Origin of the sequence: Streptomyces sp. 147326 (assembly GCF_045000215.1) — a bacterium.
In the GTDB taxonomy this organism is placed as follows: domain Bacteria; phylum Actinomycetota; class Actinomycetes; order Streptomycetales; family Streptomycetaceae; genus Streptomyces.
The window spans coordinates 4,075,017-4,088,361 of sequence record NZ_CP134201.1; the positions used below are offsets into that span (position 1 = coordinate 4,075,017).

Genomic DNA, 13,345 nt, shown 5'->3' on the forward strand with positions numbered 1-13,345 from the left:
GAAACCGCGCCGCTCCGGGGCCCTACCCACCCGCCTTGTCAGCGAGAGCAGGAGTTCACAGCATGACCGATTCCCCGACCACGCACCTGCGGGCCGTCCCCGACGACGACCTCGAGCCGGTGATCCCGAAGATGGTCGACAACCCGAACCTGCCCGACCCGAAGGTCCGGAGCGAGAAGCGCAAGCCGGTCCTGGCCGGGTGGCTGACCAACCGGCGGGACTTCGCCGCCACCGCCCGCCACGCCGGCGTGAACCTCGGCTACGCCGCCCTGTTCCACGGGGTGCGGATGCCCGTCTACGCCGGCCGTTTGGCCCTGATGTCGCCGCGGGGTGCCTGCCGGTTCATCGTCTCCACCAACCGGTGGGTGTGGGACCGGGAAGCGGCCCCGCTGCGGGACTTCGCCGTCCGCACCGAGGACGTCGAGGAGTACATGCGCCTGGCCCGCCTGCGCCAGGGCCGCATCCGGCTGCGCGGCCTGGTCACCCTCGTCGCCGCCGTGTTCGGCCTCGGCTTCGCCCTGTGGCTCTACGTTCTCGCCCCCGCCTTCCTGTACGCGTTCGCCGCAGGCGGGGTCCTCCTACTGGGCTTCGCGGGGCAACAGCCCGACGCCCCGGTGATTGGTCCGGCCGTGCTGAAGACCGAGCTGCAGAAGATGACCGGGTCGATCGTCCTGCGGGGTCTGGACAGCATCGGCAACGCGAAGATCTCCGCCGCCATCAAGAAGGGCGGGGACATGAACGGGCTCCGCTTCACCTCGGAGATCGTCCGCGACGGGCCCGGCTACCGCGCTGACCTCGACCTTCCGTACGGGGTGACGCCGGAGGACATCATGGAGGCCCGCAAGCCCCTGGCCTCCGGTCTGCGCCGCAAGGTCGGTTGCGTCTGGCCCGCCCCGGACCCGACCGAGCACGAGGGACGGCTGATCCTGTGGGTCGGGGACAAGCCGATGAACGAGACCACCAAACCCGCCTGGCCTCTCCTGAAGTCCGGGCAGGTGGACTTGTTCAAGCCGGTCGTGTTCGGCAACGACCAGCGGATGCGGGACGTGTCCGTGACCCTCATGTTCGCCGCGGTCGTCGTCGGGTCGATTCCCCGCATGGGCAAGACGTTCCTGATGCGGCTGCTCCTGCTGATCGCCGCACTCGACCCGCGCGCCGCCCTGTACGCGTTCGACTTCAAGGGCACCGGAGACTTCTCTGCACTCGAGCCGGTCTGCCACCGCTACCGAGCCGGCGAGGAAGACGAGGACATCGAGTACGTCGTCCAGGCCCTGCGAGAGCTGAAGGACGAACTGCGCCGCCGGGCGAAGGTCATCAAGTCCCTGCCCCGCAGCCGGTGCCCGGAGTCGAAGGTGACCCCCGAGCTCGCGTCGGACAAGACGCTTGGCCTGCACCCGATCGTCGTCGGCCTGGACGAGTGCCAGCTCCCGTTCGAGCACGAGAAGTACGGGGCGGAGATCGAGGACATCTGCACCGACATCACCAAGCGCGGCCCCGCCCTCGGCATCGTCGGCATGTTCGGCACCCAGCGCCCCGACGCCAAGTCCCTCCCCACCGGCATCTCCGCGAACGCCGTGCTGCGGTTCGCGCTCAAGGTCATGGGCCAGCCCGCCAACGACATGATCCTGGGCACCTCGATGTACAAGGCGGGCTACCGGGCCACGATGTTCTCCCGCTCCGACCGCGGCATCTGCTGGATGGCAGGCGAAGGAGACGACCCCCGCATCGTCGCCTCCGCGTTCGTCGACGCGGTCGCCGCCGAACAGGTCGTGGCCCGCGCCCGCAAGATGCGCGACGAGTACGGCAACGTCACCGGCCACGCCATCGGCAAGGGGCCCGAAGCCACCGCCGGACTCGACATCCTCACCGACGTCCTCACCACCATCCCCGGCGACGAGGACGCGGTGTGGTGCGAGCGGATCGCCGCCCGCCTCACCGGGCTCCGCCCCGACGCTTACGCGGGATGGAAGGGCGAGAACGTCACCGCCGCGCTGAAGCCCTGGGGCATCAAGCCCGGGCAGGTCTGGGGCCAGGACGACGAGGGCGAGGGCAAGAACCGGCGCGGCATCAAGCGCGCCGACATCACCGCCGCCATCACTCGCCGTGATGCCGATCGGGTCGCCGCCTGACCCTAGGACCGCTGCTAGACCTAGCACCCGCTGCTGCTAGGTCTAGCAGCCCTACTAGCACCTCATCAGGCCTCTGATCAGGGATCTAGTGTCTAGCAGCCCACCTGCGAAAAGCCCCGGAAACCGCCCCAACGCTGGGAGTAGACCCGCATGCTCATCGCTAGCGCCCTCATCCTCGCCACCCTCGCCGGTTACATCCTGTTGTGCATGGCCAGCCCGTTCGGGACCTGCCGCAAGTGCGACGGCGTCGGCGCCAAGCTCACCGTCAACCGCGCCGGGAAGGTCAAGCGGGTCAAGCCCTGCCGCCGCTGCCGCGGCCAGGGCAAGCGCCTGCGGATCGGGCGCCGTCTGCACAACCAGAGCCGGGAGATCCACCGCGCCGGCAGCCGCTGACCCCGGACAGCAAGGCCGGTGGCCGCACGCCATAAGGCGGACCCCGCTCCGATGGTGGAGCTAGGCGGACACGGCCACCGGTAAGACCCCGAGCTTGTCAGCACCCGAAGTACGCGCAGCCTCGCAACCTTCCCCGTGCACGTCAAAGGAGATTCCGGCATGGCCATCACCGTCTCGCTCGTCGCGCTCTTCGGACTCGTCCTGTACTTCCTCCTCCGCTCCCACAGCCTCAGCGCGGGCAGCGCGTTCGTCGCCGCCGGATTCGGGTTCTTCCTCGCCTCGACCGGCGCCGCCGGCCCCATCAACGAGATGGCCAACGCCATCGTCCACGCCATCCCCAACCTCTAGGGACCACTGACCCGCTCGCTCCACACGCAAGGCAAAGGGCGGCCCCCGTCTCGCGAAAGTCCGGGGCCGCCCTCATCCAGCACACACAAGAACTGGAGAGACCAGCATGACCCACCCGACCGACTTCCCGCGAGACCCCGCCCGCCCGGCCTTACCCGCCCACCTCCGCACCGCGCTCTGGCTCGCCGAACTCGGGCTGCCCGCGCTGCCGCTACGGGAGGGGAAGCTCCCGTTCGGGAACTGCCCGGCCTGTAAGAACTCCGCGTGCGGCGACCGCCCGCACATGAAGGGCGCCGGGCCCTGCCAGTGCCCCGCCCCCTGCCATGCCTGGGCCGCCGCCACGACCGACCCCGCGGTCCTGACCTCCCCGGCGTGGGCCCGGGCCTGGCAGCAGGCCGCAGCAGTCGCGTACCACCCCGGCGGGGGCGGGTTCACGGTCGTGGACCTCGACAACGCCGCCGCCGTCGCCTGGGCCCGCCAGACGCTTCCGCCGACCAAGACCGTGGCGACGACGCGCGGGGAGCACTGGATCTACCTCGGCAGCATGGCCTCCCCCAACGGCGTGCGACCCGGCGTGGACATCAAGTCCCTGATGTCCTACGCCCGCTGGCTCGGCCCTGGGACCGGCAGGATGCAGCTCCTGCCCGACGTTGTGCGCGCGCTCGCCGTGAAGGAACCCGCCACAGTCCGGCCTGCGTCGTGCGCCGTCACCGTGGCGCCGTTGGCCGGGGGCGGGGAATGTCGCCACCGCTCGCCCGCCTACCTAGAGCGGGGCATCGCCATGGCGGAGCAGCGCATCAACGAGGCACCCGACACCATCCACAAAACCGTGTACCGGACGTTTCTCGCGGTGCTGTCCGCGCACGGCTGGTGCGGCTGCCTCACCGAGAACCACATCGGCCGGCTGTTCACCGCCGCGCAGGAGAAGGGCGAGTCCCTGAGGCACTGCGAGGTCGCCTGGACCAACGCCCGCGCCAAGCTGGGGATGTAGCGATGCCCGAGGACGAGAGGAACCCGGCCCGGCAGATCATCACCGACTACGCGCAGCAGCATTTCCGGTACTTCCGCACCACCGAAGGCACCGTGTACGCGCAGAAGAACGGCCACCCCGTCGCCCGCCCGATCCGCTCCCAGGGCACGACCGGCAGCCACCGTCAGGAACTCATGGTCGGGCTCTTCAACGACGGGCTCGGCGTATTCAACGGCAGCGCGCTCAAGGAGGCGTTGGACTTGATCGAAGCACTCGCGCTCAGCCAGGACGTACAGGCCACCCACATCCGGGTCGCCCCGGGATTCGACGGCGCGACGTGGCTCGACCTGGGCCGCGACGACGGCCAGTCGATCCGTATCCACCCCACCGGCTGGGACATCCTCACCCCCGACCCCCGCGAGGTGTGCTGGCGGCGCACACAGCTCACTGGGGAACTCCCCCTTCCCGAGAAGGGCACCGACGGCAAGGGCATCGACGCTCTGCTGCGGCTGTGCAACTTCGCGAACGCCGAGAGCGAGTGCCTGGCCGTGGCGTGGCTGATCGGCTGCCTGGAGCCGTCTGTACCCGTCCCCGCACCCTTTCTCACCGGCCCCCAGGGCGCCGGTAAGTCCACGGCCGGGCGGATGCTGGTGCGGATCATCGAGGGCATGACCGGTGACCTGCGCAGGGCTCCGAAGGACGAGGAAAACCTGATCACGGCCGTCGCCGCCGGATGGGTCACCGCCCTCGACAACCTCTCCCACCTGCCCCCGGACCTCTCCGATCTCATGTGCTGCATCGTCACCGGCGCCGAGAGCATCAAACGCGCTCTGTTCACCGACGGCGACGTCGTCCGCTCCCGCTACCGCCGCCCCCTGCTGCTGACCGGCATCGACGTGGGCGTCATCCGCCCCGACCTCGCCGAACGGCTTCTGCCTCTGCGGCTGGTGCGGCCCCGGGTGCGGCGGACGGAGGCAGAGCTGTGGGCGGAGTTCGCGCAGGTGCTGCCGATCATCCTCGGCTCACTCCTGGACCTCACCGTGAAGGTGCGGGCCACCGAAGCTGACATTCCGACTGACCTGCGGATGGCGGACTTCGCTCACCTTTGCGCCCAGTTCGACGCGGCGGCCGGGCTCGGCGCGCTGGACGCGTACCGGGCCAGCCTCGACGACCTCAACGACGACGTCATCGAAGGCGACCTCCTCGCCCAGACCGTCCTCAAGCACGCCGCCGGCCTCGAGGCGGGCGAGGAGGCCCGGATGACCTCCACCGAGTGGCTTCACGCCCTCACCCAGCTCTACACCGGAGACGACTTCCGGGCCCTACCCAAGGGGTGGCCCACCACCGGCAAGGTCCTCTCCGACCGTCTCAAGCGGCTCCAGCCCACCCTCGCCGCGCGCGGCGTACTCGTCGACTGGGGCCGCAGCAAAGCCGCCCGCTACATCGAAATGACCCGACCCGCCGCCCCAACGCCCGGCCAGCAGCAGGCCGCGTTCTAACCAGCGCCACCGCTACCGGTACCGGCACAAGCAAGAAGAGCACCCGCCCCCGGTGGTGCGTGCTCCTCTTGCTGTTCCGGCGGCTTGCCGCCGCTGCAAGGGACGCGCCGCGCAGCGGCCCCGCTCTTCACGCTCGAAGACGCACCCCCCTCGCAACAGAAACCACCCTCTCTTTTTCCTAAAAGAAGAGACGTTGCGTCACCCGTGTCACCACCGGGCTCCAAATGGCCCGTGACCTGCGGCTACACCGGTGACGCAGACGGCCAACGGCTGCGTCACCACACGTCACCCGCGTCACCGGCTTCCGTCACCCGGGGACGCGGGTGACACAGGCCGGTGACGCACGACCACCCCACGCGTCACCGAAAACCGCAGGTCAGGCCCGTAGATGACACAGACAACGCGGTGACGCAGAAATCCGAACCTCGGACAGGTTGGCCCCCTCAGGCCGGTAGCCCGTTCATCCGCACCGCTACCTTCTGCAGCGCCATGGAGGCACTTCGATGACTACCGCCGCCCAGTCCTCCTCCCCCGTCCTCTGCACCGTGAAGGACACCGTCGTACTGCTCAGGCTTGGCCGCTCCACCATCTACGAGCTGATGGCCTCCGGCGAACTGCCCTTCATCAAGCTCGGCCGGGCCCGTCGGATCAAGCGGGCCGACATCGACGCGTTCGTCGCCCAGCTCCCGCCGCAGTCCATCTGATCTCAGCGCAGCCACAGGCGGCCCCCCACATCCCCGGGGGCCGCCTTCCACATGGAGGAGCACATGAGTCCCCGTAAGCCGAACATGGAGTCGTCCATCTACCTGGGCAGCGACGGGTGGTGGCACGGCCGCGTCACGATGGGCGTGAAGCCCGATGGAGGCCCCGACCGCCGGCACCGCCGGGCCAGGACCGAAACCGAGGTCGCCAGGAAGGTCCGCGAGCTGGAGAAGCAGCGCGACGAGGGCCGGGCCACGAAGGCAGGGCGGAAGCCGACCGTCGCCCAGTGGATGGACACGTATCTGACGACGATCGCGAGCCTGAAGCTGAAGCCGCGGTCGCTGGACGACTACTGGTCGAAGACCCGCAACGACATCATCCCCGGTGTCGGCAAGCATCGCCTCGACAAGCTCGCGCCCGAGCACTTGGAGGCGATGTACGCGGTCATGATGGAGGAGGGGCACGCACCGTCGCACGTGGTCAAGGTGCACCGGATCCTTTCCCGCGCCCTGAAGATCGCCCATCGCCGCAGGCTCATCAACGAGAACGTCGCCACGCTCGTCGACCCGCCGTCCGTCGACGAGACGGAGGCGAACCCGTTCTCGCGGGAGGAGTCCAAGGCGTTCCTCGCGGCCGCCGCGAAGCGGCCCACCTTCATGCGGTGGGCCATCGGCGTCGGCATGGGCTTCCGGCAGGGCGAAGCCCTGGGGCTGCGCTGGCCCTACGTCGACCTGGAGCAGGGGCTGTTCCACCCCGCCTGGCAGCTCCAGCGTCTCACCTGGAGGCACGGCTGCAAGAACGCGCACGCCTGTGGCGGACGGCTCCACCGGTTCGAGCCGTGCCCGCCCGACTGCGCGGCGCACAGGGGCTACAAACGCGGCTGCCCGCAGCCGTGCCCCAAGACCTGCCGCCGGCATGCCAGCACCTGCCCCGAGCGGAAGGGCGGAGGGCTGGCCTTCACCCGGCCCAAGACGAAGAAGAGCCAGCAGCCCGTACCGATCCCTCCGCCCTTCCTGCCCTACCTCCTGGACCACAAGGCGAAGCAGGACGAGCAGCGCCAGGCCGCCGGAGAGCTGTGGGAGGAGTGTGGCGCCGTGTTCACCCGGCTCGACGGCCGGCCGCTGGACCCGCGGGCCGACTGGGCGGAATTCAAGGAGCTGCTCGACGAATCGGGCATCAGCGACCGGCGCCAGCACGACGGGAGCCGTCACACGGCGGGAACGATCCTCAACGAGTTGGGCATCGACATGCCCACCATCATGGAGATCCTTCGGCACACGCAGATCAGCCAGACGCGGCGGTACGTGAAGGGCCGGTCGGAGCTCTCGCGAGAGGCGATGCGCCGGATGGGAGAGGCCTTCATGCCTGGCCCCGATCCCGTGTCTGAGACCACAACTGAGACCGAGAACACCCGGGCCGCCCGCGCACGACGGCGGCGCAAGATCCGGTAAATAGCAAAAGCCCCAGGTCACGGCGAGTGAGTCCTGGGGCTTCTACAGAGCCGCCTTCGGGATTCGAACCCGAGACCTACGCATTACGAGTGCGTTGCTCTGGCCAACTGAGCTAAGGCGGCACCGCTGGTCAGACAAGTATTCCCTCGGAGAGGGGTGCTCATCAGCAGCGGCGCCAAGTCTACAGGGTGTGGACGGGTGCCCTGAACCGGGTTCTGCGGGGGTGAGGCGGAGGTCACATATTGGGGCAGATGCGCCGTATTCGGTGCATCGTTCTGCTGTGCGTCCCGAAGGGATGAGATGTCCCGTGGCCGGAGCCGTAACGGGAACGTCCGGGCGTTGGGCGATGCTCGCCGTGCTGTGTGCCAGCCTGCTGCTCGTCGCAATGGACGCCACCATCCTGAACGTCGCGCTCCCCTCCCTCATCGACGATCTGCACCCCAGCGCCGTGCAGCAGCTGTGGATCATCGACATCTACGGGCTGGTCCTCGGCGGGCTGCTCGTCACCACCGCCGCCGTGGGCGACCGGTTCGGGCGGCGGAAGCTGTTCCTCATCGGCTTCGTGCTCTTCGGCGTGGCCTCCGTGGTCGCAGCGACCGCCGGGACCTCGGCGCAGCTCATCGCCGGGCGGGTGCTGCTCGGCGTCGGCGGGGCGATGGTCATGCCGTCCACGCTCTCGCTGATCCGGAACATCTTCACCGACGCCCACGAGCGGGCCCTCGCCATCGGGATCTGGGCCGCCGTCGCCGGCGTCGGCGCCGCGATCGGGCCGCTCGTCGGCGGGCTGCTGGTCGAGCGGTACGGGTGGTCCGCCGCCTTCTGGGTCAACGTCCCGGTGGTGGTCGTGACGGTCGTCGCCGGCCTGTGGCTGCTGCCCGAGTTCAAGGACGCCGGCGAGCACGCCCTCGACGTGCTCAGCGCCGTGCTCTCCGTCGCCGGCATCATCGCCCTCGCCTGGGGCATCAAGCACGTGGCGAAGGGCCGCCCCACGGCAGCGGACCTGCTGATCCTGGCGGCCGGGGTCGGGCTGCTCGCCTGGTTCGCCCGACGCCAGCTGCGGCTGGCGGATCCGCTCCTCGACGTACGGCTCTTCCGGAACCGCCCCTTCACCGCCGCCGCGCTCGTCACCCTCATGGCCATGCTCGCCGCCGGCGCCGCGCTCTTCCTGGTCTCCCTGTGGCTCCAGTACGTCCACGGCTACTCCCCCTTCGAAGCCGGCCTGCGCACCCTCCCCACCGCCCTCGCCATGCTCGGCAGCTCGCTCCTCGCGCCGGCGCTGATGCACCGGATCGGCGTACGGGCCTGCATGGCGATCGGCCTGGCCGGGCTGGTGGCCGGGTTCACCCTGCTGGCCCTGGACCCGCAGCCGACCTCGTACGCCTACATCGCCGTCTTCCTGGTCACCCTCGGATTCAGCGACGGCCTCGCCGTCACCACCGCCGCCGCCGTGCTCGTCTCGGCGGTCCCCGCGGAGCGGGCCGGGCAGGCCGGCGCCGTCTCCGAGACCTCGTACGAGCTCGGCGTGGGCCTCGGCGTCGCGCTCCTCGGTTCCGTCCACGCCGCGGCGTACGCCGCACACATGGCCGGTGCGCCGGCCCAGGCGGCCGAGTCGATCGGCGGGGCGAAGGAGTACGCCGAGAGCCTGCCGGCCGCGCAGGCCGCCGAGGCCACCGGACTGCTGGAGCGGTCCCGCGATGCCTTCGACAACGCCCTGACCACGACCTCGTACGTCTCGATCGGCATCACGGCCACCGTCCTGGTGCTCGTGGTGTGGATGGTGCCCGGCTCCTTCAGGACCACCGGGCCCGCGCACTAGGCCCCGGGAGCGCGAACGCCGCGGGGGCGGCCGGCGTCACCGCCGGTCCGCCCCCGCGGCGCGAGCCGTCCGGGTCAGGCGCCCAGGTGGTGCCCCTTCACCCACTCCTTCTCGCCGTCCGTGATGCAGTTCGAGTGGTAGACGGGCCCGGTGAACGCCGGGCGGTTGCTGGGCACCGCGGCGAACGTCGAGCAGTTCGACGAGAAGCCCGCGCGACCGCCGGAGAAGTAGTCGATGTCGACGCCGTCGTTGGCCAGGGCGGCGCCGGCCCCGCCCAGCAGGATGCCGGCGGCCAGGACGGATGCGGTGACAGCAGAGCGAATACGCATGACTCCCCTAGGGATGTACGGAAGGACGCGCTGGTCGATGTACGCGTCGGCCGGTCCAACCGCCCGGGGGCGGCGACGGGAACGGCAGTTCACTCCAATGCCCGCAGCAGTATCGTTTCGACACCCTGCTACCAGGACATCCGCGGGTCCTGCACGTGCTCGGGCGAGTGCTCCAGCTCGGTGCGGCCCAGGTCGGTCCGGGCCAGGGTGCCCGGATGCGGGCTCGTGCGCCACGACGGCGGCGGCCCGTGGAACCGTCCCGTTCCCGGGATTCCCACCTCCACCAGCGCCCCGTCCCGGAACATCCACAGGCCGAAGCAGTCGTCGTCCTCGTCGTGGAGCATGACCTGCACGCACTCCGGACTGTTCCAGGGCAGCGACTCCAGGTCCTTCAGCACTCCGCGGCGCTGGCCCTCCCGGTAGAACTCGATGTACCAGCCGCCGACGAACCAGCCGGGTATCTGCTCGAACCGGCCGCGCCAGGTGCGCGTCTCGTCGTACCGGGTCAGCGGCTCCATCACCTCGTCCTCGTACCGCGCCAGCACGATGATCTGCGCCATTCTGCTCATGGCCGCATGTCATCAACCGCAGGCGCCCGAGGGCAAGCCGTTCACCCCGCCGGCGGCTCACCCGCCGGCGGCCTCAGCACTTCTTGCCGTCCTCCGGCGCCTTGCCCTCCAGCAGGTAGCGGTTGATCGCGGTGTCGATGCAGGCGCTGCCGCGCCCGTACGCCGTGTGGCCGTCGCCGTCGTAGGTGAGGAGGGTGCCCGAATCGAGCTGGCCGGCCAGCGCCTGCGCCCACTTGTACGGGGTCGCCGGGTCCCGCGTGGTGCCCACCACCACGATCGGCGGGGCGCCCTTCGCGGTCAGCTTTTCCGCCGTGCCCGTGGCCTCCACCGGCCAGTACGCGCAGTTCAGGGAGGCCCAGGCCAGACCCGCGCCGAAGACCGGGGAGGCCTTCTCGAAGGAGGGAAGCGCGGCATCGACCGCTGCCGGGTCCTTGAAGGCCGGGGGCTGGTCGAGGCAGTTGACGGCGGCGTTCGCGAACATCAGGTTGGCGTACTTGCCGTCCTCGCCGCGCTCGTAGTAGCTGTCGGCCAGGCTCAGCAGGCCCGATCCGTCGCCGTTCATCGCCGACGTGAGCGCCTCGCGCAGCTGCGGCCAGGCGCTCTCGTCGTACAGCGCCGCGATCACCCCGGTCGTGGCGAGGGACTCGCCCAGCGGGCGGTCCGCCTCCCCGGTGGGCACGGGCTGGGCGTCGACCTTGCGGAAGAAGTCCTTCAGGCGTGCCGCCACCGCGTCCGGGCCGCCCTTGCCGAGCGGGCAGTCGGGCTGCTTCGCGCAGTCCACGGCGAAGGAGGTGAAGGCCGTCTCGAAGCCCGCCGTCTGATCCCGGTTCAGATCGATCGCGGACCGGGAGGGGTCCATCGCACCGTCCAGGACCAGCCGGCCGACCCGGTCCGGGAAGAGGTCCGCGTACGTGGCTCCGAGGAAGGTGCCGTACGAGGCCCCGACGTACGTGAGCTTCTTGTCGCCGAGCACGGCGCGCAGCAGGTCCATGTCGCGGGCGGCGTCGACGGTGGAGACGTGCGGCAGGATCCGCTGCGAGCGCTCCTCACAGCCGACCGCGAACTTCTTGAAGGCGGCCACCAGCTCGGCCCGCTCGGCCGGGTCGTCCGGCGTCTGGTCCACCTGCGTGTACGCGTCCATGGCCGGGCCGGTCAGGCACTCGACGGGGCTGCTGCGGTCCACCCCGCGCGGGTCGAAGGAGACCATGTCGTACCGGGCGCGGACCGGCGCGGGGTAGCCGATGCCCGCGTACGCCTGCAGGTAGCCGATGCCGGAGCCGCCCGGGCCGCCCGGGTTGACCACGAGCGAGCCGAGCCGCTTGCCGGGACCGGTGGCCACACGGCGCGCCACCGCGATGTCGACGTCCTGGCCGGAGCCGGGGTTCGCGTAGTCCAGGGGGGCCTTCATGGTGGAGCACTGGAATCCGGGGACACCGCAGTCGCGCCAGGTCAGCTTCTGCTCGTAGTACGGGCGCAGCGCGGCGGCGTCGGGTGACAGGCGGGCCGACGGCTTGCCGGACGCGGACCCGGAGGACTCGGCGGCGCGCGGGGCGTCGGATCCGCCCGCGGCGGCGCGGGGGGCGTCCAGACCGCCCGAGGTGCACCCGGAGAGCAGCAGCCCGGCGGCTGCGATCACGGTCCCGGTCGTACGCAGCAGGCGACTGGTGTCCATCCCCGGAGCGTACGGCTGCCGGAGGGGGCCGGGAGGCTCTTCTACGGCGGACGGCCGCGGGCCTTCCGTGGCCCGCGCCGGGCGGGGCACGGACCGGGCCCGTCCCGGCCCCGGCGGCCGGTCCGCCCATACGGGTGAGCCCGTCAACCGGGTGTGGACCCGGGCGGCGGCCAGCCGGTGGCCAGGCGGTGGTCAGGCGGTGGTCAGCCCGCGCGCAGCGACATCGTCATCGCCTCGACCGCGAGGAGGGGGGCCACGTTGCGGTCGATGGCTTCCCCGCAGGCGATGATCGCCTCGATCCGGCGCAGGGTCCGCTCGGGGCCCGAGGCCCGCGCGACCCGGTCGAGGTCCTGCCGTATCTCCTCATTGGCGATCGCCACGGACGAGCCGAGCTGCAGGGCCAGGACGTCCCGGTAGAAGCCGGTGAGGTCAGTCAGCGCCAGGGCGAGGGTGTCGCGCTGGGTGCGGGTGCGACGGCGCTTCTGCCGGTCCTCCAGCTCCTTCATCAAGCCCGCCGTGCCGCGCGGCATCCGGCTGCCGGCGCCCGCTCCGGCGCCGAGCGCGGCCCGCAGCTCCTCGGTCTCCTTGGTGTCGACCTCCTCGGCCACCTGCTTGGCGTCCTCGTTGGCCGCGTCCACCAGCTCCTGCGCGGCCTTGAGGCAGGCTCCGATGTCGTCCACCCGGAGCGGGAGCTTCAGGACCGTCGCCCTGCGCTCCCGGGCCTCCTCGTCGGTGGCCAGCCGACGGGCGCGGTCGACGTGCCCCTGGGTGGCCCTGGCGGCGGCCAGGGCCACCGACGGCTCGATGCCGTCCCGCCGCACCAGCATGTCGGCGACGGCCGCGACCGAGGGGGTGCTGAGGTTGAGGTGGCGGCAGCGGGAGCGGATGGTGGGCAGCACGTCCTCCACGGAGGGCGAGCACAGCAGCCAGACCGTGCGGGGCGCGGGCTCCTCCACGGCCTTGAGGACCGCGTTGGCGGACTTCTCGTTCAGCCGCTCGGCGTCCTCGACCAGGATGATCTGCCAGCGGCCCGTGGCGGGGGACGTGTAGGACTTGCGGACGGTGTCCCGCATGTCGGCCACGAGGATCTGGCTGCCGTCCGCGACGACGGTGGAGACGTCCGCGTGCGTGCCGACCATCGTGGTGTGGCAGCCGTCGCAGAACCCGCAGCCCGGCTCACCGCCGAGGGCGCGGTCGGGACTGGTGCACTGCAGGGCGGCCGCGAAGGCCCGGGCGGCGGTGACCCGCCCGGATCCGGGCGGGCCGGTGAACAGCCAGGCATGGGTCATCCTGGACGCCGCGGGCGGGGCGGTCCCATTCGTGATGGCCGTGACCTGGGCGTCGGCGTCGCGGGCGGCGGCGGCCAGCTGCGTCTGGACCCGCTCCTGTCCCACCAGGTCGTCCCATACGGGCATCCCGCCCACCACCTTTCACTCTCCGTGCACCCATTGTGGCGGGCGCCACCGA

General features: G+C 70.9%; 12 protein-coding genes and 1 tRNA gene. 8 read left to right on the forward strand and 5 right to left on the reverse strand.

Features of this window, described 5'->3' with window-relative positions:
* Nucleotides 1-62: 62 nt before the first annotated feature.
* From RIU97_RS18245 to RIU97_RS18275, 7 genes are all read left to right on the forward strand, one after another.
* Entirely contained in the window at nt 63-2,129 is a 2,067-nt protein-coding gene (locus tag RIU97_RS18245) for an FtsK/SpoIIIE domain-containing protein (RefSeq protein WP_404958055.1), read from the forward strand.
* A 150-nt stretch (nt 2,130-2,279) separates the two neighbouring features.
* Nucleotides 2,280-2,522, forward strand: coding sequence for a hypothetical protein (locus tag RIU97_RS18250; protein WP_404958057.1), 243 nt, complete (start codon nt 2,280-2,282; stop codon nt 2,520-2,522).
* A gap of 159 nt (nt 2,523-2,681) precedes the next feature.
* Nucleotides 2,682-2,870 carry a hypothetical protein gene (locus RIU97_RS18255; protein WP_030742441.1) on the forward strand — a complete coding sequence of 63 codons (189 nt, stop codon included), beginning with the start codon at nt 2,682-2,684 and terminating at the stop codon, nt 2,868-2,870.
* Between the two features lie 106 nt (nt 2,871-2,976).
* Nucleotides 2,977-3,861: a DNA primase gene (locus RIU97_RS18260; protein ID WP_404958059.1), complete on the forward strand. Its 885-nt coding sequence runs from the start codon at nt 2,977-2,979 to the stop codon at nt 3,859-3,861.
* 2 nt (nt 3,862-3,863) lie between these two features.
* Nucleotides 3,864-5,339, forward strand: a complete 1,476-nt coding sequence (locus RIU97_RS18265; protein ID WP_404958061.1) for an ATP-binding protein — start codon at nt 3,864-3,866, stop codon at nt 5,337-5,339.
* 503 nt (nt 5,340-5,842) lie between these two features.
* The gene (locus RIU97_RS18270; protein ID WP_266996227.1) at nt 5,843-6,043 is read left to right on the forward strand and encodes a helix-turn-helix domain-containing protein; all 201 of its coding nucleotides are present in this window, start codon (nt 5,843-5,845) and stop codon (nt 6,041-6,043) included.
* 63 nt (nt 6,044-6,106) lie between these two features.
* Nucleotides 6,107-7,492: a tyrosine-type recombinase/integrase gene (locus RIU97_RS18275; RefSeq protein WP_404958064.1), complete on the forward strand. Its 1,386-nt coding sequence runs from the start codon at nt 6,107-6,109 to the stop codon at nt 7,490-7,492.
* A gap of 48 nt (nt 7,493-7,540) precedes the next feature.
* On the opposite strand, the gene RIU97_RS18280 is transcribed toward RIU97_RS18275, so the two are convergent.
* A tRNA-Thr gene (locus RIU97_RS18280) sits at nt 7,541-7,614 on the reverse strand.
* 185 nt (nt 7,615-7,799) lie between these two features.
* Here RIU97_RS18280 and RIU97_RS18285 point away from each other — a divergent pair.
* A complete protein-coding gene (locus tag RIU97_RS18285) occupies nt 7,800-9,308 on the forward strand; it encodes an MFS transporter (protein ID WP_404958066.1) in 1,509 nt (502 codons plus the stop codon).
* Between the two features lie 74 nt (nt 9,309-9,382).
* Here RIU97_RS18285 and RIU97_RS18290 read toward each other — a convergent pair whose 3' ends face one another.
* From RIU97_RS18290 to RIU97_RS18305, 4 genes are all read right to left on the reverse strand, one after another.
* The gene (locus RIU97_RS18290; protein WP_404958068.1) at nt 9,383-9,637 is read right to left on the reverse strand and encodes a hypothetical protein; all 255 of its coding nucleotides are present in this window, start codon (nt 9,635-9,637) and stop codon (nt 9,383-9,385) included.
* A gap of 128 nt (nt 9,638-9,765) precedes the next feature.
* Nucleotides 9,766-10,206: a hypothetical protein gene (locus RIU97_RS18295; protein ID WP_404958070.1), complete on the reverse strand. Its 441-nt coding sequence runs from the start codon at nt 10,204-10,206 to the stop codon at nt 9,766-9,768.
* Nucleotides 10,207-10,279: 73 nt separating this feature from the next.
* Complete coding sequence (locus tag RIU97_RS18300; RefSeq protein WP_404958072.1) at nt 10,280-11,878, reverse strand: alpha/beta hydrolase; 1,599 nt, start codon at nt 11,876-11,878, stop codon at nt 10,280-10,282.
* A 203-nt stretch (nt 11,879-12,081) separates the two neighbouring features.
* Nucleotides 12,082-13,293 carry a DNA polymerase III subunit delta' gene (locus tag RIU97_RS18305; protein WP_404958074.1) on the reverse strand — a complete coding sequence of 404 codons (1,212 nt, stop codon included), beginning with the start codon at nt 13,291-13,293 and terminating at the stop codon, nt 12,082-12,084.
* Between the last annotated feature and the right edge of the window lie 52 nt (nt 13,294-13,345).